We start from the raw sequence: 20,574 nt of genomic DNA, 5'->3' as shown, positions 1-20,574 counted from the left end.
CCTGGGTACGGGGGCTTTTGCGCAATATCGCCCCGATACGGGACGATATAACAGCTTAGCTGTTAAACATATTGACGGCAGCTAACAAGGTCAGAATACCCGCAGCAAAATGGCCCGAACCATTGGCTGCAAGTTCACTGACGGCAGGTATAGCCACACTGAATGAGAGAATACTTTCCAGCATAGTGGTTTGTCCCACAGTGTTATTGTTGGTGTTATCGCGGATGGTATAAAGCAGCGTGCTGTTTTATCCCGCTCAAAAGCCATGAGGCGAGAGTCCGAGAGGACTAGGCAGGCACGGTTTGGCTTTGAAGTGGGCGTATTCTACGCAATATTGGCCAAAATGGAATTGTTTTTGCTCAAAAAATAAGCGGAAATATCCATGTGGCCAATATTTCTTTCTAACCCTCTGATCGGCAGGAGGCTGATCGCGCTCTGAGTGTCTCTTATTAGGACTCTTGCATGAAGGCAAGCCAGTAAATGTAGAGAGGAAATTCTAATCAGTATCGTTAGTGTTGATAATTATCGATGTCGGCAGAAACTGGGTCGATACTTACCTTAGCGGTTGACCATTCGCTGAGCGGTTGGGGTTTGGCGTAGTAAAAGCCCTGGGCATAGCGACAGCCGAGGGCTTTCAGCTGCTGGGCTTGCTCCTGGGTTTCAACACCCTCGGCAACGATATCGGCATTAAAGTTCTCTGCCAGGGTAATGATCGCGGCGATAACCGGGGTGTAGTTGTTGCTCTCGGTCATCTGATTGACGAAAGACCGGTCGATTTTCAGGCTGTCAAACGGCAGCTGGGCCAAGTAGGACAGCGAGGAATAGCCGGTCCCGAAGTCATCGATGGCAATATGGATGCCGAGCTGGCGTAGCTGTTGCAGGGCTTCGGTGGCCTGCTGTGGCTGGCTGATCAGTCTGGACTCGGTGATTTCCAGCGTGAGGTTGGCTGCCAGTAACCCCGATTCTGCCAGGATAGCTTCGACCTGCTCGACAAAGTCGGCCTGCAGCAATTGGCGAACCGATAAGTTGACGTGGAGCATAAAGGATTGCGGCCAAAGCTGCCGGGCTATCATCTGGCTGGTTTGCTGGCACGCCAGGCGCAGGATTTGCTGGCCCATCTCGATGATCATCCCGTTCTCTTCCGCCAGCGGTATAAACTGATTCGGGGGAACCAGGCCCCGGGTCGGGCTGCGCCAGCGAACCAGTGCCTCGGCCCCGCAGGTTTTTTCACTGGCCAAATCAATCAGAGGCTGGAAATGCACTTCAAGCTCGTTGTGCTCGAGAGCCCGGTTGAGCTCGGCGGCCAGCCGGGTTTTTTCCAACGAGGCTTCAAGCATTTTCGGCTCGAAATAGTGGACCGGTGTATCTTCCTGCATCTTGGCCTTGTTGAGTGCCAGACTGGCATTACGTAGCCACTCGGCCATGCCAGCTTGCGGCAGTATTCCCTGGACAGCGCCGATGCTCGCCGACACCATGACCTCGACACCATTAACGATGAATGGAAAAGAGAAAGGGCTCAGTAGCTGGTTGGCGATTAGTTCTGCCTTGTCATGGGTATCGAGGCCGGGAATAAATACCGCGAACTCGTCCCGGCCGACTCGGCTCAGCAAGGCTCCCTGAGGCAAATCCCGCTCGAGGCGGCGGGCAATAAGTACCAGAAGCTGGTCGCCATTGAGGTGGCCGATACTGTCGTTGATATGGCTAAAGGCTTTCAGGCCGATGATCATCAGGGTGGCCTGCTGGTTGGCATGCGGGCTTGACGTCGCCTCGCTAATGCCTTCCCGGCTCAAAAGCCCGGTCAGATTGTCATAGAGGACCTGCTTGCGCAGCGAGTTAAACGAATGCTGAAGGCGGGAGGACATTGCCTGGAAGGCCTGGGCGAGCTGGTCTGTCTCGTGCAGTCTGAATCCCTGCCTGATATCCACACTCCAATTGTTCTCGGTGATTTTCTGCGAGGCTTTGGCAATGTCGGTGATCGGCTGGGTCAATCGGTTTAGTACCAGCAGGCCGACCATTAGCCCGAAACCGGCCAGCAGTATGGCCGCCAGCAGGCCTGATTTCTGATGCTGCGGTAGCTGTCCCAGCAGCTCTTTCTCGGGCATGATAACGACGATTTTCCATTTGAGGCTGTATTCGTCCTGGTAAGGGGTTATCCGGCTGAAATAGCGGGTGTTGTCGTGTTCGAACTCAAACTCTGTTCCCTGGCTGGCAAGGGGCAGCTGGGTTTGCGCCATGAAAGCCTGGCTGGCGGCGATGAGAGAGTCGGGCTGCGGCAGCTGGGTGGCGGGCTGCTCTGCCGGTGGCAGCACCGAGCTGGCAATGAGGGTGCCCTCTTCGTTGATGATGTAGGTGCTTCCGGAAAAGTCTTTGCTTTCTCTTTGTAGGAACTTATTGATGTAGTTGAGGTTTATGTCTGTCACCATCACCCCGAGCAAGGTATGGTGGCTATCGTCAATCACCGGGCTGACGGCGGAAATGGTCAGCGATTGCGTTTCGTCCTGGTTGGTATATACCCCGGCCCATCCAGGGCTGAGGCTGCGGGCAAAAGGCTCGTACCAGGGACGCCGGGTCGGGTCGTACTTGCTGATCCTGTGGGTGGTCGTGCCGAAGTGTGTCGAACCGTTATAGATATGGAGCTCGTTGTCGGTACGACGGTCCTTCAGGATTAATGAAAGCTGGTGCTGGTTTTTTTTGCGAAAGCCGACGAAATACTTGTCTTCACTGCCGAAGCCGATGGTGGTGATCTGGGGCTGGTGGATATACAGGGTCGAGATGGCGTCTTTCAGGTACGCTTCCAGCCCCGTCAGCCGTGGCGGCTGGTATAGCTGGTGACGCTGGATACTATCGGCGATGGTCAGGTTGGTATTGAAAGGGTCGCCAAGAAATACCCGCAAGTCGTTGCTGATGCTTCGGGTGTAGGAGCCCAGAAGCTTGCCGCTGACTTCGGACAGCATACGCTCGTAGCTGTTCTGCTGGGCGATGGCGATCACTCCGACAGTTAACAGCAATAATGAGGTAAACGGCACCATGACCGCTAAGCGCAGTGTTAGCAGGCGAGACTTAAGCATTTTCTGTGATAGTAGATACGTCGTACTGTAATTCTTATCTTCTGATAGTCAGGTAAATTGGCAGAACTTGCAAATGATCTTTTCAGGAATGTTATATCCATGCCGCTAAATTGAGAGATCAGTCGATGAGGGCAGGCCTGCCAGGGCTTGCGCACCCCCATAATTGTTACTGAACCGTCATTTAATCCGCCACGACATTGAGCTCTTTTAGTTTTCTGGTCAGGGTGTTCCGTCCCCAGCCAAGCAGTCTTGCCGCTTCCTGCTTGTGGCCGTGGGTGTGCTCCAGCGCCGTCTCGAGCAAGATTTTCTCAAACTCCGGCAGGGCCTCTCCCAATAGATTCTGGTTACCCTGCTGCAGAGTATCTTTGGCCCACTGTTCGAGCGCATGGTGCCAGTGTCCCTGGCCGTTATGGGGGGCGGTGTGGGTATCGTTGGTCAGTAGCTCCGGCGGCAGATCGGTTGGCAGAATTTCATTGCCGCTTGCCATCACCGTCAGCCAGCGACAGGTATTTTCCAGCTGACGAACGTTACCCGGCCAGTTAAGGTCGGTCAGGGTGGTTTCCGTGGTCGGGTGGAGGGTCTTCACCTCGACGCCAAGCTCATCGGAGGCACGCTGGAGAAAATGGCGGGTCAGCTGCGGGATATCCTGGCGGCGGTCTTTCAGCGCCGGAAGGTGGACCCTGATGACATTGAGGCGGTGAAACAAGTCTTCCCGGAAGTCGCCGTTGGTCACAAGCCGTTCAAGGTCCTGGTGGGTAGCGGCGATGATCCGCACATCGACGTTAACCGGCGAGTGGCCGCCGACCCGATAAAACTGGCCGTCTGCCAGTACCCTCAGCAGACGGGTCTGGATATCGAGCGGCATATCCCCGATTTCATCGAGAAACAGGGTACCGCCGTTGGCTTGTTCGAAGCGCCCCTGGCGGACGCTGTTGGCGCCGGTGAACGCCCCTTTTTCGTGCCCGAACAACTCGGACTCAATCAAGTCTTTAGGTATCGCGGCCATATTGAGGGCAATAAACTCCTTGTGGCTCCGCGGGCTATGCCGGTGCAGGGCATGGGCAACCAGTTCTTTACCGGTCCCGGACTCACCGTTGATCAGCACCGAGATGGAAGAGCGTGACAGGCGGCCGATGGCCCGGAAGACTTCCTGCATTGCCGGCGCCTCACCGATGATTTCAGGGGCATTTTTCTCTTCCGGCTCCGGTTGTTGCTGACGCTTTTGTTCCTGGCTGTGGGTGACGGCACGCTCGACAAGATTGACCGCTTCATCGATATCAAAGGGTTTGGGCAGGTATTCGAAAGCACCTTCCTGGTAGGCATTTACTGCAGCATCGAGGTCGGAATGAGCGGTCATGATGATCACGGGCAGAGCCGGGTAGTCCTGCTGCAGCGACTTGAGCAAGGTCAGCCCGTCCATCCCCGGCATCCGGATATCGGAGACCAGTACGTCAGGTATACTGCGCTCCAGTGACTCGATGACACTGTCAGCGTTGGCAAAGGTTTCACACTTTAATCCGGCCGCATTGAGGGTACGTTCCAGCACCCAGCGAATTGAGCTGTCATCATCGACAACCCAAATTAATCCTTTGCTCATATCACGTCCTCTCTCGTTATCGTTCATCGGTGATGTGTCTGCTACCCATCATTTTATCGGTAGATAAATGGTGAACTTGGTATGGCCAGGCCAGCTGACAACTTCAATTTTTCCCTGGTGCTGATCAATCAGGTTCTGGGCGATAGAAAGCCCCAGTCCGGTTCCCCCTTCCCGGCCTGTCACCATGGGGTAGAACAGGGTGTCCTGAATGTCGCCGGGGATCCCCGGTCCGTCATCAATGATGTCGACCTTGGCGGCGATACGGTAGCGCTTGCCATGGATCAGGGTCTGGTGGGCGGTCCGGGTTTTCAGGGTAATGTTCCCGCCGCCGTGCTGCTGCAGGGCCTGGGCGGCATTGCTGACTATATTGAGTATGGCTTGTTCCAGCTGCTCCGGATCCATGGTGAAGTCCGGCAGGCTCGGATCGTAGTCACGGTGAAGCCGGATATTGCTGCCGCTGTCGATGGCGACCAGCTGGCGAACTTTTTCCAGTACCACATGAATATTATCTACTTGGCGTGAGCCCGGTCGCTGCGGACCAAGCAGCCGGTCAACCAGGTTTCGCAGCCGGTCGGCCTGCTCGATGATCATCTGGGTATATTCGGTGTAGCTGGGATCCGGTAGGGTTTTTTCCAACAACTGGGCAGCGCCGCGCAACCCGCCGAGCGGATTCTTGATCTCGTGCGCCAACCCGCGCACCAGCTCTTTGGCAGCCTGTTGCTGGGCATGCTGGCTCAGTTCCTGGCTGATCCGGCGTTGCTGATCGATAGGCTTGAGCTCAAGCAGGATCAGCAGCTCCTTTTGCCATGATAGCGGGCTGGCATTGACTTCCAGGGTGTAGTGCCTGCCGTCGATGACAAAGGTGACATCACTGTCGGCCAGTCCCTGTCCGCTTTGCAGGGTGTCCTGGATCAGGCCGAGATCGAGCGAGGAATGCTGCAGCAGTTCCGGAAAGCAGGCATTGTTGAGACGACGTTTGCTGAACGACAGCAATTGCTCCGCAGCCGGATTGACATAGCGGATCGTCAACCCTTCGTCGAGCAGCAGTATCGCGGTAACCAAATTGTCCAGGATCAGAGGTGTAAAAGAGGCTGTCACGATTATCATCCTTGTATTGCCCGTTCACTTTGGTGCAGCTCACAGGAGGTGCACCAACTTGGTGCAATCAAGTGTAGCCTGTCTACGCTGCATCGTGAACCTAAAATCGCGCCAGCTCAGTGTTACTTGGGTGTTACCGCCGGCGGTTGAAGCTGGAGCCGTGAAGCCCGATGTAGGTAAACAGTGATTACTTCTGATAATGCAATAACCTTGCCGTTAATTGATATTTGGGCCTGTAGGGTATGACTGCCGCGGTCGATATTGCTCAGGTGCCAGTTGAGCCGGGATTGCGGCGGGCCATAGTGTTTGCCGTCGAGCAGCAACTGGGCTCGGTGGTGCTTATTCAGTGTCTGGCTGGTGGCGGCTGCCACCTTGATGATCCCCTGATTGTCGCGCAATGTCTGCTGGTCGTGAGGTGACAGCATGCGGACGGTGATTAGCTCGCTGGACTGGGTTTCCTGCTTGTCGGCGTCCGGCGGGCTTGCCGGGATTGGCTGGAGTTCAATGGCAGGCAGGACGTCTAGATCAACAATATTGGCGTTCGGATTGGGCTGGTCGGAAAAGTGTACGACGCCCCGGTCATCCTCCCAGGTATAAATCGGGCTGGCTTGTAGCCATGGTGCAGTGGTGACTCCGAGCAGCAGGCAGGTAGCCAGTTGCTGAGAGGAGATGTATGTCATCGGTTTGTGAGAAGGCGGCAGATAGTCATCGGGTGACTATGAGTGTTTCAGTTGCTGGCGAGACGGCAAGATCAAAAAGGCCTGCTTGTGAAGCAGGCCTAAATCTTAATCGCTAAGTAATGTATGAATTACTTATACAGAGTAGTAAAGGTCAAACTCAAGTGGGTGAGTTGTCATGTTAACCTTCTCTACGTCCTGAGATTTCAGCTCGATGTAAGAATCGATGAAGTCATCAGAGAACACGCCGCCCGCAGTCAGGAAGTCACGGTCTTCGTTCAGGTTCTGTAGTGCGCCCTGCAGTGATTCAGCAACGGTTGGGATTTCTGCTGCTTCTTCTGCCGGCAGGTCATACAGATCCTTGTCCATCGCTTCGCCTGGGTGGATCTTGTTCTGGATACCGTCAAGACCAGCCATCAGCATCGCTGCAAACGCCAGGTATGGGTTAGCAGCCGGATCACCGAAGCGAACTTCGATACGGCGTGCCTTCGGGCTTGGTACCACAGGGATACGGATAGAAGCAGAACGGTTACGAGCCGAGTAGGCCAGCATAACAGGTGCTTCGAAGCCTGGTACCAGACGCTTGTACGAGTTTGTTGCCGGGTTGGCAAAGGCGTTGATTGCACGTGCGTGCTTGATGATACCGCCAATGTAGTACAGTGCCATTTCAGACAGGCCGCCATACTTGTCACCCGCAAACAGGTTCTGACCGTCTTTACCCAGAGACATGTGAACGTGCATACCAGAACCGTTATCGCCTACTAGTGGTTTAGGCATGAAGGTTGCTGTTTTGCCAAATGCGTGAGCAACGTTATGAACAACATACTTGTAGATTTGAATTTCATCAGCTTTAGTTGTCAGGGTATTGAATCGGGTTGCGATTTCATTCTGACCAGCAGTCGCTACTTCGTGGTGGTGCGCCTCAACAACCAGACCCATCTCTTCCATGATCAGACACATGGCTGAACGGATATCTTGTGATGAATCAACTGGTGCAACCGGGAAGTAACCGCCTTTAACGCCTGGACGGTGACCTTTGTTACCGCCTTCGAATTCAGAGCCGGTATTCCATGCTGCTTCCACATCGTCAATCTTAAAGAAAGATCCTGACATGTCAGTATTGAACTTCACGTCATCGAATAGGAAGAACTCAGGCTCAGGACCAACCAGAACTGTGTCTGCTACGCCAGTTGCACGCATGAACTCTTCGGCACGCTTGGCGATTGAGCGCGGGTCACGGTCGTAGCCTTGCATTGTTGCAGGTTCTAGGATGTCACAACGAACGTTCAGGGTTGCATCTTCAGTAAACGGGTCCAATACCGCACTTGCTGCGTCTGGCATCATAACCATGTCTGATTCGTTGATACCTTTCCAGCCAGCAACCGAAGAACCATCGAACATTTTGCCTTCTTCAAAGAAATCAGCATCGATCTGGTGAGCTGGGATAGAGATGTGCTGCTCTTTACCTTTGGTGTCGGTAAAGCGTAGGTCAACAAACTTAACTTCGTTTTCCTGGATCAGCGCTAGTACGTTTTCTACTGACATCTTGAGTAACCTCCGGTGTTAGATTGGGCAACTGGCCGCAAAAATAAGTGATGAACAGTTTTGTTGTTCAGCTGAAGTTATCTTTGCGAGAACTGTGCCAACTTTTAAAAGCCCCAAAATCGCCCATTTAGCGTTATCTGAGGCTTCATAATTCCATTTTTTGCACTGTTTTGGTGAATGCGTGCACTATTTTAGTGCGATGGTGCGTCATTTCACAATCTTGGTGCGCCTTCTACTATTAGCCGATGTGGGTATATTGTCAATCTGAAGACTGCATAATTACGCTTATCAATTGGGTGGAATTCTACTTTTTAGTGGTAACGATATGGCGATAAAGGGGAAAAGAAATACCACACCATGATCGACCATCGGCCATTAATTCCCTTGTGGAATCAGGCCTGACGGACTTAATTAAAAAAGCTGGTGATATAAATCACATATTTCGTGGGTTTTAGCGTAAAATCTGTTAGATTATGAGCCGTTTTTTTAACCAAGTAGCAACCGATGGTCGCTGCATGTTCTGAGTGAATGTGAAATCCATGTCTAATCAACAGATCGATAAATTAAGAAATATCGCAATTATTGCGCACGTTGACCACGGTAAAACTACCCTGGTTGACAAACTGCTTCAGCAGTCTGGCACGCTAGAATCTCGCGGCGAAAGCGAAGAGCGTGTAATGGATTCTAACGATATCGAGAAAGAGCGTGGCATTACCATTCTTGCTAAGAACACAGCGATTAACTGGAATGACTACCGCATTAATATCGTAGATACCCCGGGACACGCCGATTTCGGTGGTGAAGTTGAGCGTATCATGTCAATGGTAGACTCAGTGCTTCTTATCGTTGATGCCGTTGACGGTCCAATGCCGCAGACGCGTTTCGTGACGCAAAAAGCCTTCGCATACGGCCTGAAGCCAATCGTTGTTATCAACAAGATTGACCGTCCAGGTGCACGTCCTGAGTGGGTGATGGATCAGGTGTTTGACCTGTTTGATAATCTTGGTGCAACAGATGAGCAGCTGGACTTTACCGTTGTTTATGCTTCTGCACTGAATGGCTGGGCAACCCTTGAAGAAGATGTTACCGGCGAAGACATGGAACCACTGTTCCAGGCTGTTGTTGATAACGTTGCTCCACCAAGTGTCGATGTTGAAGGCGCACTGCAGATGCAGGTTTCTCAGCTAGATTACAGCTCTTACGTCGGTGTTATCGGTGTTGCGCGCATTGCTCGCGGTTCGGTGAAGCCAAACCAGCAGGTGACAATTGTGGGTGCTGACGGTAAGAAACGCAACGGTAAGGTCGGTACGGTTCTTGGTTATCTGGGTCTTGAGCGTCATGAAGTTGAAGAAGCGAAGGCTGGCGATATCATTGCCATCACAGGTCTTGGCGAGCTGAAGATCTCTGATACTATCTGTGATGTCAACGAAGTTGAAGCGCTTCCTGCGCTTTCTGTTGATGAACCAACAGTAACCATGACTTTCCAGGTGAACACGTCTCCGTTCGCGGGTAAAGAAGGTAAGTTCGTTACTTCACGTAACATCCTTGAGCGCCTTCAAAAAGAGCTTGTTCACAACGTAGCGCTACGTGTTGAAGAAACAGAAGACCCGGATAAATTCCGTGTTTCAGGTCGTGGTGAACTTCACCTGTCTATCCTGATCGAAAATATGCGTCGTGAAGGCTTCGAGCTGGCTGTATCGCGTCCGGAAGTTATCATCAAAGAAGAAGATGGTCAGCTGATGGAACCGTTTGAAGTCGTGACTATCGACGTGGTGGAAGAGCACCAGGGCGGTATCATGGAAAACATCGGTTTGCGTAAAGGTGAGCTGACTGATATGGCACCAGACGGTAAAGGCCGTGTTCGCATGGACTTCATGATGCCTTCTCGCGGCCTAATTGGCTTCCAGACTGAATTTATGACGCTGACGTCAGGTTCTGGTCTGCTTTACCATACGTTTGATCATTACGGCCCGCACAAAGGCGGTACAATCGGTCAGCGTAACAACGGTGTGCTGATCTCGAACGCAACAGGTAAAGCACTGACATATGCACTGTTCAACCTGCAAGAGCGTGGTCGTCTGTTCGCAGAGCACGCTGATGAAGTTTACGAAGGCCAGATCATCGGTATTCACAACCGTTCTAACGATCTGACTGTTAACTGCCTGAAAGGAAAGCAGCTAACTAACGTTCGTGCTTCTGGTACTGATGAAGCGCAGGTACTTTCTCCTGCAATCAAGTACACGCTAGAGCAAGCGCTAGAGTTCATCGATGACGACGAGCTGGTAGAAGTAACGCCACAAAGCATTCGTATCCGTAAGAAGCTACTTACTGAAAACGATCGTAAACGTGCAAGCCGCATTGCGAAGTAATCGCTAACTGCTTCCGTTAATCAATCCCCCCATCGGTGCTACCATGGGGGGATTGTTGTATCTGAGCCCTATAAAATCAAAAGAATAACGATATGCAGCCTATTATTATTACTGGTGGACCGGGAGCGGGGAAAACAACCTTGCTCAACGCTATGGGAAAGAAAGGCTATCTGGTATTTCCGGAAGTCTCGCGCACGCTTATTCAGCAGCAGTTGCAACTGGAGCAAGGCGTGCTGCCCTGGACGGATCTGCCGGCGTTTGCACAGCTATGCCTGGATATGATGACAGAGCAACGCTGCCAGGCGGGCAAGGGGACGATACCGGCGATGGTTGACCGTGCTGTCGGCGATATTTGTGCCTATCTGGCCATTGGCGGTGAGCCGGTGGCCGAGCGCTATCTTGAAGCCGCGGTAGGTTATTATCCGACGGTTTTTTTCTGTGCCCCGAATTGCGACATCTATGTGCAGGACGAGGAGCGCCCGCACAGCTTTGCCGAGGCGGAGCACATTCACCAACAATTGATTGAAACGTACCTGGCTTTGGGCTATCGGGTCGAAGAAGTGCCGTGGGGCAGTGTCGAGGATCGAGCCTGCTGGGTGCAGGCCCGGTTAAAACAGGGCTAGGCTTTTTTAAGCTGAGCGATAAACCGCTCTGATTCGGCTATGGCTGCCTGCATATCGGTAATGGCGCGCTGGATATCGCGCTGAAGCGAGTCGAACTCGCCCTGCAGGGAGCCGATGGCAGCGGCATTGAGGTTATGTTTCAGATACAGGGTATTGTCACGCAGGGTGTTGAGTACCGGGGACATCTTTTGTTCGGCGCGGTGCATGGCACCCAGCATCTGTCGGTATGATGCTTTGGTGCTGTTGAGTTTTTTCTCACTCTCGCGCTTGAGGTTGCTGCTGGTATAGAGCGACAGCTCATCCTGCCATTCGTCAAACAGGGCATCGGCCACATCTTCGATAGCGGCAATTCGGCTGCTGACTTTCTCGGCTGCATCAGAGCTGGCCTCGTATTGATCGTTGATAGTGTTGTAGGCTGCTTCCAGCTCGCCGCCATCGAACTGGTTCAGGGTCTTGAGAGCGTCAAGGGCACTGGTAAACTGCTGTTGGGCATCCTGCTGTGCTTCCGTTGCCTCCTCGACTCTGTCGACCATGATCTCGCGCTTATGGACGCCGACGGTTTCCATGGCAGAATAATAGGCGCTCTGGCACCCGGACAGCAGAGTAAGGCTGAGCATTGCAACAAGCAAGTAAGGCATAACAGGCTCCTAATCAGTTGGAAGGCCAGCGGTCACAGAGTTGCCAGCGCCAACTGAACCAACTATTTTGACTATTAAAAACAGATAAATAAAACAGAATATGGCTGACAAAAAGATAACTGGCAAGTGGAATTGGCGACGGCCTTTGTTTCTCAGTATCGCCTATCTGAAATACCTTAACCGGCGAATTGGCCATGATCGGCTGACGGTGGCGGCAGGGTCGATGGCCTATGTGACCTTGCTGTCGCTGGTACCGCTGCTGACCGTGGTACTGTCTGCGCTGTCGAGCTTTCCGGTGTTTGCTGGCCTGGGCGAGGTTCTGCAAAACTTTGTGATTGAAAATTTTGTGCCGGCAGCCGGTGAAGTGGTCAAGCAATACCTCAATGAGTTCGTTGCCAATGCCGGCAAGATGACGGCGGTCGGGGTCGCGGCACTGTTTGTGGTGGCCTTGATGCTGATCTCGTCCATCGACAAGTCGCTCAACTATATCTGGCGGGTGCATGAAAAACGCCGGCCGGTGATTTCATTTTCTATTTATTGGATGGTCTTGACTCTGGGGCCGATCCTGGTCGGTACCAGTATTGCGGTGAGCTCTTATCTTGGCTCGCTCAACTTGCTTGACAGCGAAGCCGTTAGCGGGGTCTTTCAGCAGGCGCTGCGCGGACTGCCGGTGATTATGTCCAGCTGCGCGTTTCTGGGGCTGTACCTGCTGGTGCCGAACACCAAAGTGCGGTTTAACCACGCGCTGATCGGTGCCCTGATTGCCAGTATGCTGTTCGAACTGAGCAAGAAGGGCTTTGCCCTCTATATTACCAATTTCCCGTCCTATCAGGTGATTTATGGGGCACTGGCAGTGATCCCTATTTTGTTTGTTTGGGTCTACCTGTGCTGGTGTATCGTGTTGCTGGGGGCGGAAATTACCGCCAGTCTGGGAGAACGTGTACACTGGCAGCCGACTGCAAAGAAAGATACGCCACCGCAAGTCCCGGCGATCTCTCTGTCGAATGAAGAAAAAAGTGAACTCAAGGAGTCAAAAGAATGATTGCGCTTATTCAACGTGTAAGTGAAGCCAGTGTGACTGTCGAGGGACAGGTAACCGGTACGATAGGCAAGGGCCTGCTGGTGCTGCTGGGCGTAGAGAAAGGAGACGATGAAGCAAAAGCGCAACGTTTACGTGATAAGGTGCTCGGTTACCGTGTTTTTGAAGATGATGCCGGCAAAATGAACCTGAATGTGCAGCAGGCAGGCGGCAGTGTGCTGGTTGTATCCCAGTTTACCCTGGCGGCCGATACCAAGAGCGGTATGCGTCCGAGTTTTTCTGCCGGGGCGACACCGGCCGATGCGGAACGTCTGTACGATTATTTTGTCGAAAGCTGTAAGGCCAAAGAGATCAAGACCGAAACCGGTATTTTTGCTGCCGACATGAAGGTGGCGCTGCTGAACGATGGCCCGGTGACGTTCTGGCTTCAGGTATAAATGTAGATCACACGAATAACCGCTCAAGGAATGTTGGAGAAGGATTGCATGTTTCGACTGATCACCCCGCAAACAGAGGACGAACTGGCAAAGTACTATGATTTTCGCTGGCGAATGCTGCGTGAGCCATGGCACATGCCGGTTGGTTCGGAGCGAGATGCCTATGACGAGCTAGGATGCCACCGGATGATTGTCAGCGATAGCGGCGAGGCAATTGCGATTGGTCGCCTGTATATGACGCCGGACAATGATGGCCAGATCCGTTTTATGGCCGTGCACCCGAAATATCGGCACAAGGGGATGGGTGCATTGGTACTGATGGCGTTGGAATCGCTGGCGCGCCAGGAAGGAGCCAAGCGGTTGGTCTGTAATGCCCGTGAGGATGCCATTCCGTTTTACCTGCGCAATGACTTTGCCAGCCAGGGTGAGCTGAGCGAAGAGCGAGGGCCGGTGAGGCATCAGCAGATGCTAAAGCACCTCAAGCCTTTGAACGAGGTGGTGCGTCACCCTGACTGGTGTCAGGAGCTTCAGGAACTGTGGCAGTACCAGATCCCTATCAGTGAAAAGATGGGCGTCAAAATCAGTCAGTATACCGGCTACCGGTTTGAAGTCAGTGCCCTGATCAACGCCAACCTGAACCCCAGCGAGAGCATGTTTGCCGGCAGTATCTTTACCATGGCAACGCTGTCCGGCTGGGGTTTTGTCTGGATGTTGCTGAAAGAGCGCAAGCTGGCTGCCGATATTGTGCTGGCGGATAGCCATATCCGCTATGTCGCCCCGGTCAAGGAGCGCCCGCGTGCAGTGACCTCGGTCGAGAGCCTGCGTGGTGATCTGGACCGGTTGGCCAGTGGCCGGAAAGGCCGGGTGGTGGTCGAAGTCAACGTGTACAGTGGCGAGCAGCTAGCCTCAACCTTTACCGGTACCTATATGCTGTTGCCGTCGCAGGGTGACAGCGACAGCTGTTGCTGATCGCCGCGCCAGTCCCGGCTGAGCACCTTGCAGCCCTGTGTCGCCTGGAGTTGGATCAATTGCTTGTCCGGCTGGGCCAGATCCCAGTGACCCTGCAAGGTGGCGGCGAAGTCCTCGCCTTTTACAACCACAGGTTCGACGGTGATCCGCCCCCGGTCGGCAGTGACCGACAGGGAGGAGGCAGTCAGCGGGCTGTGTTCTTCTGTCTTATGCTGGCTTGATGCCGAGATGCTACGTTGGCTCCATTGTTGCCAGAGCTGGGCGGTTGTCTGTTTGTCGAGCTGTAGCTGGCGCAGCTCCCCGTTGAGTTCCCCGTCAAGACTATAGGCCAATCCGGTAGCATGCTGGGCCAGGCCACTGGCGGTCAGGCCGATGTCCATAGCTCCACTGACCGGAAGAGGAAGTCGGAGCCATTTCGGCAAGATACTGGCAGGTATGCTGTCGGCAGTCAGTGCAAGTTGCCACGGCTGGCCATCGCGGTGAAGATCCAGTGTCGCCTTGGCTTCGAGCAATCCGTTACGAAATGGGATCAGCAGTTTTGTCAGCTGCCATTGGCCTGCCTGACTGTTCATTTCTATCAAGGGTTCGACCATAGTTATGCTGTTGATGCTGGCAAAGCCGGCACTGGCATGCAGCTTGCCCTGCCATAGCCCCGCCTTTCCCCTTCGCTTGAGCACCAGATCGTGACCGCTAGCATTGATCCCTGATAGCTGGAAGGGAAGCTGAGAGTGGGGAGCGGTAAGCTGGGCATAGCCGATATCAAGGCTTGTCAGGCTAATATTGTCGAAGTAGCGGCTGTGTGCTGTTAGCTCAGTAAGCCATTGCTCGGGGAGAAACCACCTGATGCTGTTGATGGTTAGCTGGTTAAGGGCTAGCGTGTCGGGGGTGATAGTCCCATCAGTCTGGACATAACCGTCGAGGAGCCTGGCTGACATGCCTTCAATGTTGATTTGCTGCGGAGAAAAGGTCAGTTCGGCCAGCGGGTCGTCGAGAACGGTATTTTTCCAGCGAACAGTGCTGGCACCCAAAGAAAGATAAGCGTCGTGCTGTTGCCACTGGCTGGTCGGCCAATGCCAGTTATGCAGCGATAGGTTGCCGCTGTTGATGGTGTAGTCTGCCAGCTCAATACTGCTGTCGAGAATATCGAGCCGTCGAATATCAATGGTGGTAGATGGTGAGATTAACTGTTCAAACTGTGACTTAAGGGTGGCAATCTGCTTGCCGTCCTGGAGCTGCAAACCGGACACGGTTAGTTGGTGCAGTACCAGGGAGCTGGTATCTGCCTTGGACTGATATTCAGCCTGACCGCTAAGGCTGGCCTGATGCCAGTCAAAGGAAAATCCGTGCATTTTCCAGTTCTGATCGCTGCGTGTTCCGTCAAGCAGCACATTCTTCAACACTACTTGTTGCCAGCGAGCCTGTGTAGCTGACAGTTGGATGTCTCCGCTGAAGCTTCCCCATGATTGAGGCTGGCTGTGCCAGTGATCCAGTTGTAGCTGGGCTTCTTTCAGGGTCAGTTCAGGGGTAGCGAGATCGACATCGGTGAGTGCCAGACGGTTGGTTCGGATTGCCGGCAAGTTGGGTAGCGGTGTTTCCGGCGACAGGCGAAGCCCTGCGACCAAAATTGAATCAAACGCCCAGCCGGGAGATAGCAGCTCGGTGGGGGTGAGCCACAGATCCACCTGTTCGGCGTGAAAAGAAGGCTCCTGTCCCAAGCTTAAATTAGGTTGTTCTATCGTAAGGCGCCAGGGCTCGGTAATGGTGTAGTGAATGTGGCGCGCGTCGAACGCATAGGGGCTGAGGGTGTTGATGCCGTAGCGGATAATCGCCGTTGTGTACTGGGTGTGCAGCAGGGTGAGCAATATCGTCAGGGCAAGCAGCAACAAGACGATAAAGGTAGCAATAAGTTTCCCGACTAGACGCATTGAACCCTCCTATGGTTACGCTCAGATTGACGGAAAAATGTGCGTACTGCAAGTCGGAGATATCAGTAATTTTCAGGTGGTTACTTTAGTCCAGATAAAAAACAAGCCCCTCGAAAGAGGGGCTTGAGGTGTCGGGCACTAGCCCTGGATTAGTCTAGCTGCGGGCCGGCGGCAACCAATGCTGCGCCTTCGTCATTATCAGTGTACTTGTCGAAGTTATTGATAAAGCGCTCGGCCAGATCTTTCGCCTTGCTCTCCCACTGAAGTGGATCAGTGTAGGTATCGCGAGGGTCAAGGATTGCCGGATCAACACCTGGCAGTGCAGTCGGTACTTCCAGGTTGAAGATTGGCACATGCTTGGTTTCGGCCGTATCGATAGAACCGTCAAGGATAGCATCGATAATACCGCGGGTATCCTGAATCGAGATACGCTTGCCAGTACCGTTCCAGCCAGTGTTGACCAGGTATGCTTCGGCGCCAGCGGCTTCCATACGCTTAACCAGTACTTCGGCATACTTGGTTGGATGCAGCGTCAGGAAGGCATTACCGAAACAGGCCGAGAAGGTTGGCGTCGGCTCGGTGATACCACGCTCAGTACCAGCCAGCTTGGCTGTAAAGCCAGACAGGAAGTGGTACTTGGTTTGCTCCGGAGTCAGCTTGGATACCGGAGGCAGTACCCCGAATGCATCCGCAGACAGGAAGATCACCTTGTTGGCATGGCCGCCTTTAGACACCGGCTTGACGATATTTTCAATGTGGTAGATCGGGTAAGAAACGCGCGTATTTTCCGTCTTCGAGTTGTCATCGAAGTCGATTGCACCATCGGCACGAACGGTAACGTTCTCTAGCAGGGCATCACGGCGGATCGCATTGTAGATGTCTGGCTCAGCTTCTTTAGACAGGTTGATAGTTTTCGCGTAGCAGCCGCCTTCGAAGTTGAATACGCCGTTGTCATCCCAGCCGTGCTCGTCATCACCGATCAGGGCGCGCTTAGGATCGGTAGACAGGGTTGTTTTACCGGTACCAGACAGGCCGAAGAAGACAGCAACATCGCCATTTTCACCCATGTTGGCAGAGCAGTGCATAGAAGCGATGTCTTTCAGCGGCAGGAAGTAGTTCATCATGGCGAACATACCTTTCTTCATTTCGCCGCCGTACCAGGTACCGCCAATCAGCTGCATTTTCTCGGTCAGGTTGAAAACAGTAAAGTTTTCAGAATTCATTTCGTGCTCTTCCCATTTCTGGTTTGTGCACTTCGCTCCGTTCATGACAACGAAGTCAGGCTCGAAACTTTCCAGCTCTTCCTCGCTTGGGCGGATAAACATGTTTTTCACGAAGTGTGCCTGCCAGGCAACTTCGGTGATAACACGGATGCATAGTCGGGTATCAGGGTTGGCACCACAGAAACCGTCAATCACAAACAGGCGTTTGCCAGAAAGCTGACCGGTGACAAGTTCTTTCAGATCGTTCCACGCTTCCAGACCAATGCTCTTATTATCGTTCTTGCCTTGGTCTGCCCACCATAGGGTATCTTTGGTGGTGTCATCTTTGACTATGAATTTATCTTTTGGCGAGCGGCCAGTGAAAATACCTGTGTCAACAGAAACGGCGCCCAGCTCTGTTACGATACCTCTTTCATATCCTTCCAGCTCTGGTTTGGTCTCCTCTTCGAACAGAACTTCGTAAGACGGGTTACGAACTATTTCTGTAACATTTTTGATACCGTATTTAGATAGATCCATATTTTTTGCAACCTTTTTTTCGACGTTCATGACAGTCATAGGTGCTCCTTGGGTAAGATGTTGTTTAACTGTTGACCATGCTAGCAACCCTAAAGGGGTAATTCAGGGAGGTTTATCAAAAATTAACCATTGAAAAGTTACGACTAAGTAAAAGTTATAGGGAAATTGTAGGTGTGTATTTTACAGTGATGTGAAACGTTTGCGCTAGCTCCCAAAATTAATATTTCTCTTGAAAAAAGCGGGAGTTAGCGTGTTATTGAATTTCAGTTGAGCGGGAAAAAGTGTGCTTCAGTTAAAAAAAAAGCCGGAATAAATCCGGCTCTTGTAACTAACTTTCAGAGTTAATGCGAGATGATAATTAATGCACCTGATTGCTTTTGCTTTCTGGTGAGTTATCGAACAGTGCTGCTACGTCAATGCTGTCAAAGTCATAGCTGGTGCCGCAGTAGTCACAGTGCAGTGATACCTTGCCTTCCTCGGCAACAATGCGATCGACTTCGCTACGCTCAATCGAGCAGATCGCCGAGGCGCTACGCTCGCGAGAACAGCCGCAGTGGAACGCCACTTCTTGCGGCTCGAACAACTGGACAGTTTCCTGGTGGTAAAGGCGGTAAAGGACGTCCTGGGCCTCAAGTGTGAACAGCTCTTCGTTCTTCACGGTTTCGGTCAATTGTTCCAGGTGCTTGAAGTCTTCGTCGCTGCCCTGGCCGTCAGGAAGAACCTGCAACAGCATGCCAGCCGCTTTTGGCTGGCCTTCAACCTCACCGGTACGCAGCCAGATGCGAGTTTTCAATTGCTCCGAGCTTTCGAAGTAGCCTTCCAGGCAGTGTGCCAGGCTGTCACCTTCCAGGCCGACAACGCCCTGGTAGCGTTCACCCTTGTTCGGTGTGATGGTAATGACCAGATGGCCCTTGCCCATAAGATCATGAATATTGCCGGTTGCCGGAACGTCACCATCCCAGCGCGCCACGCCACGCAGTTTCTGATCGTGATCACCGTTGATCACAGCCAGCTTCACCGGGCCGTCGCCCTGAAGCTGGACGGTAATAGAGCCTTCGAACTTCAGCGTTGCGGTTAGCAGGCTGGTGGCGACAAGCAGTTCACCCAGCAGTGTCTGGACCGGAGCCGGGTATTCCTTGCTGGAAATGATTTGCTGATATGTCTCGTTCAGCTGAACAAGTTCACCACGTACAGATACACCGTCAAACAGGTAACGGTACAGACTATCGTTTGTCATCTTTTATATACTCCAGCAGGTAAAATTTAGTTACTGCTCTTAAACTTAATTATATTGCGTCGCTGCTTTTTATCAGGACGCTTGTCAGGGCTCGGGCTGCCGAAGGCATTGAGCTTGCGCATTTGGGCATGCTGTTCACGCTGTTTGATACTTTCAGCGGTTTCCTGGTAAAGCGTTTGTGCTTCGGGAGCGCCCCGGCGGTTGTCGGACAGTTTGGTTATGATGATGGTTTTTTCATCGCTGCCCTGTCTCAGGCGAATTTCCGCCCCGACCTCGACTAATTTGCTTGGCTTGGAGCGCTGGCCGTTATAGTGCACTTTGCCGCCGTCAATCATGTTACGGGCGATTGAGCGGGTTTTGTAAAACCGGGCGGCCCACAGCCATTTATCGAGGCGTACCTGGAGGGTGCCGGAATCTGGTGATTGCTGTCCCATAACGTGCTCCTTACCCACAACGGGCGCTAAAAATACCACAATGCAATAACAGCGTCAGCTCTACTAAATGGTGATATGAGATCGTATTTTCAACAGCAAATGGAGAATAAATCGCTCATAATAGCTAGTCTATTGAAACTAGATGTATTTTTTCCGTGATTTGTTTTGGTATATTGAACCTTTTTGAGAGCAAATTACTGCCGTTTTCTTCACTAACGGGTATTCTATTGATAGCCGACCGATAATTCATCGGCATTATTAATCCCAAGGATAATGGATTTCAACATGGTTGCAGCAAATTGGTTGGGAACGCTTCAGACTAAGCGCCCGATGTCAGTCACGACACTCACCCGGATTTTAACCTGGCTGTTGGTCGTGCTGCTGGCATGGATTTTGGGACGTCTGGTGTGGTCGGTTATCCAGCCAGCAACGGCTCCCTCCCAGTGGCAGGCGCAAACTGTTTCTGTCTCGTCAGCGAACCGCTCGGGGTTTCAGGTGTCTGATGTATTGGGAATGAATCTGTTTGGCCGTTATCAGCAAAATGCGCCGGTAGTCAAAAAAGAGCCGGTAAAACAGGATGCGCCGCAAACACGTCTTAATCTGACTCTGGTTGGAGTAGTGGCAAGCTCTAACCCGCAAACCAGCCTGGCGGTTATTACCAATCGTGGCAAACAAAATACGTACGGGCTGAACGAAGCGATCGAGGGAACTCGGGCGACGTTGCAGGCCGTTTACGCTGATCGGGTGATCATTCGAAACAGTGGCCGGGACGAAACCCTGATGCTTGACGGGATAAAATTTAGCAAAAGCCAGCCACGCCAGGTTTCGGTGAAACCGGCACCCAAATCCTCGGCCCCTTCTTCTCAGCTGGGCAGAATCAAGCAGGAGATCCTCGAAAAACCGCAGACCCTGTTTAGCTATATTCGTCTTTCGCAAGTCAAGCGGGACGGGGAGCTGGCAGGTTACCGGGTCAATCCGGGTAAAGAGCGGGCGCTATTCGATGCGGTAGGGCTGAAGGCCAACGATCTGGCTGTGAGCCTCAACGGTAACGATCTGACGGATCCCGCTGTTATGGCGAAGCTTTGGACGGAGCTATCACAGGCAACTGATTTTACTTTGACAGTAGAACGTGAAGGCCAGTTACACGATATTTATATTGAGTTGCGCTAGTGGCTG

17 protein-coding genes are annotated in these 20,574 nt (G+C 52.6%); 6 read left to right on the top strand and 11 right to left on the bottom strand.

Annotated features, from left to right (window positions below; genetic code table 11):
* Positions 1–55: 55 nt before the first annotated feature.
* The 6 genes from L4D19_RS24550 to glnA all read right to left on the bottom strand — a co-directional run bounded on the left by L4D19_RS24550 (position 56) and on the right by glnA (position 7,985).
* Positions 56–184 carry a hypothetical protein gene (locus tag L4D19_RS24550; RefSeq protein ID WP_255724937.1) on the bottom strand — a complete coding sequence of 43 codons (129 nt, stop codon included), beginning with the start codon at positions 182–184 and terminating at the stop codon, positions 56–58.
* A gap of 325 nt (positions 185–509) precedes the next feature.
* A complete protein-coding gene (locus tag L4D19_RS24545; protein ID WP_428454634.1) occupies positions 510–3,068 on the bottom strand; it encodes a bifunctional diguanylate cyclase/phosphodiesterase in 2,559 nt (852 codons plus the stop codon).
* A gap of 181 nt (positions 3,069–3,249) precedes the next feature.
* The gene (gene glnG, locus L4D19_RS24540) at positions 3,250–4,665 is read right to left on the bottom strand and encodes a nitrogen regulation protein NR(I) (protein WP_428454633.1); all 1,416 of its coding nucleotides are present in this window, start codon (positions 4,663–4,665) and stop codon (positions 3,250–3,252) included.
* Between the two features lie 48 nt (positions 4,666–4,713).
* The gene (glnL, locus tag L4D19_RS24535) at positions 4,714–5,772 is read right to left on the bottom strand and encodes a nitrogen regulation protein NR(II) (protein ID WP_160655775.1); all 1,059 of its coding nucleotides are present in this window, start codon (positions 5,770–5,772) and stop codon (positions 4,714–4,716) included.
* A 113-nt stretch (positions 5,773–5,885) separates the two neighbouring features.
* Positions 5,886–6,443: a DUF4124 domain-containing protein gene (locus L4D19_RS24530; RefSeq protein WP_428454632.1), complete on the bottom strand. Its 558-nt coding sequence runs from the start codon at positions 6,441–6,443 to the stop codon at positions 5,886–5,888.
* A gap of 132 nt (positions 6,444–6,575) precedes the next feature.
* Complete coding sequence (glnA, locus tag L4D19_RS24525; protein ID WP_428454631.1) at positions 6,576–7,985, bottom strand: glutamate--ammonia ligase; 1,410 nt, start codon at positions 7,983–7,985, stop codon at positions 6,576–6,578.
* A gap of 539 nt (positions 7,986–8,524) precedes the next feature.
* Between glnA and typA the strand changes: the two genes are divergently transcribed.
* The gene (gene typA, locus L4D19_RS24520) at positions 8,525–10,354 is read left to right on the top strand and encodes a translational GTPase TypA (RefSeq protein WP_428454630.1); all 1,830 of its coding nucleotides are present in this window, start codon (positions 8,525–8,527) and stop codon (positions 10,352–10,354) included.
* A 92-nt stretch (positions 10,355–10,446) separates the two neighbouring features.
* A complete protein-coding gene (locus L4D19_RS24515) occupies positions 10,447–10,977 on the top strand; it encodes an AAA family ATPase (RefSeq protein ID WP_428454629.1) in 531 nt (176 codons plus the stop codon).
* Here the strand turns inward: L4D19_RS24515 and L4D19_RS24510 are convergent.
* Positions 10,974–11,615 carry a DUF2959 domain-containing protein gene (locus L4D19_RS24510; RefSeq protein ID WP_428454628.1) on the bottom strand — a complete coding sequence of 214 codons (642 nt, stop codon included), beginning with the start codon at positions 11,613–11,615 and terminating at the stop codon, positions 10,974–10,976. The two genes, L4D19_RS24515 and L4D19_RS24510, sit on opposite strands and share 4 nt — an antisense overlap.
* Positions 11,616–11,715: 100 nt before the next feature.
* Here L4D19_RS24510 and L4D19_RS24505 point away from each other — a divergent pair, with 100 nt between their 5' ends.
* From L4D19_RS24505 to L4D19_RS24495, 3 genes are read left to right on the top strand one after another with little or no spacing between them, the layout of a single operon-like run.
* Positions 11,716–12,657, top strand: a complete 942-nt coding sequence (locus tag L4D19_RS24505; RefSeq protein ID WP_428454627.1) for a virulence factor BrkB family protein — start codon at positions 11,716–11,718, stop codon at positions 12,655–12,657.
* Positions 12,654–13,091 (top strand): D-aminoacyl-tRNA deacylase, encoded by a 438-nt coding sequence (gene dtd / locus L4D19_RS24500; protein ID WP_239409774.1) that lies wholly within the window; start codon positions 12,654–12,656, stop codon positions 13,089–13,091. The genes L4D19_RS24505 and dtd overlap by 4 nt, the downstream gene beginning before the upstream one ends.
* A 48-nt stretch (positions 13,092–13,139) precedes the next feature.
* On the top strand, positions 13,140–14,060 hold the full coding sequence (locus L4D19_RS24495) for a bifunctional GNAT family N-acetyltransferase/hotdog fold thioesterase (RefSeq protein WP_075762182.1): 921 nt from the start codon (positions 13,140–13,142) through the stop codon (positions 14,058–14,060).
* Here L4D19_RS24495 and L4D19_RS24490 read toward each other — a convergent pair.
* From L4D19_RS24490 to hslR, 4 genes are all read right to left on the bottom strand, one after another.
* Positions 14,015–15,985 (bottom strand): AsmA family protein, encoded by a 1,971-nt coding sequence (locus L4D19_RS24490; protein ID WP_428454626.1) that lies wholly within the window; start codon positions 15,983–15,985, stop codon positions 14,015–14,017. The genes L4D19_RS24495 and L4D19_RS24490 overlap by 46 nt on opposite strands.
* Before the next feature lie 149 nt (positions 15,986–16,134).
* Complete coding sequence (gene pckA, locus L4D19_RS24485; protein WP_428454625.1) at positions 16,135–17,766, bottom strand: phosphoenolpyruvate carboxykinase (ATP); 1,632 nt, start codon at positions 17,764–17,766, stop codon at positions 16,135–16,137.
* Positions 17,767–18,085: 319 nt separating this feature from the next.
* Positions 18,086–18,964: an Hsp33 family molecular chaperone HslO gene (hslO, locus tag L4D19_RS24480; protein ID WP_428454624.1), complete on the bottom strand. Its 879-nt coding sequence runs from the start codon at positions 18,962–18,964 to the stop codon at positions 18,086–18,088.
* Positions 18,965–18,990: 26 nt separating this feature from the next.
* Complete coding sequence (gene hslR / locus L4D19_RS24475) at positions 18,991–19,398, bottom strand: ribosome-associated heat shock protein Hsp15 (protein ID WP_428454623.1); 408 nt, start codon at positions 19,396–19,398, stop codon at positions 18,991–18,993.
* Positions 19,399–19,683: 285 nt separating this feature from the next.
* Between hslR and gspC the strand changes: the two genes are divergently transcribed.
* Complete coding sequence (gspC, locus tag L4D19_RS24470; protein WP_428454622.1) at positions 19,684–20,568, top strand: type II secretion system protein GspC; 885 nt, start codon at positions 19,684–19,686, stop codon at positions 20,566–20,568.
* Positions 20,569–20,574 lie beyond the last annotated feature (6 nt).

Origin of the sequence: Photobacterium kasasachensis (genome assembly GCF_050336885.1) — a bacterium.
Taxonomy (GTDB): domain Bacteria; phylum Pseudomonadota; class Gammaproteobacteria; order Enterobacterales; family Vibrionaceae; genus Photobacterium; species Photobacterium kasasachensis.
This window is presented reverse-complemented; position numbering and strand designations above follow the sequence as displayed.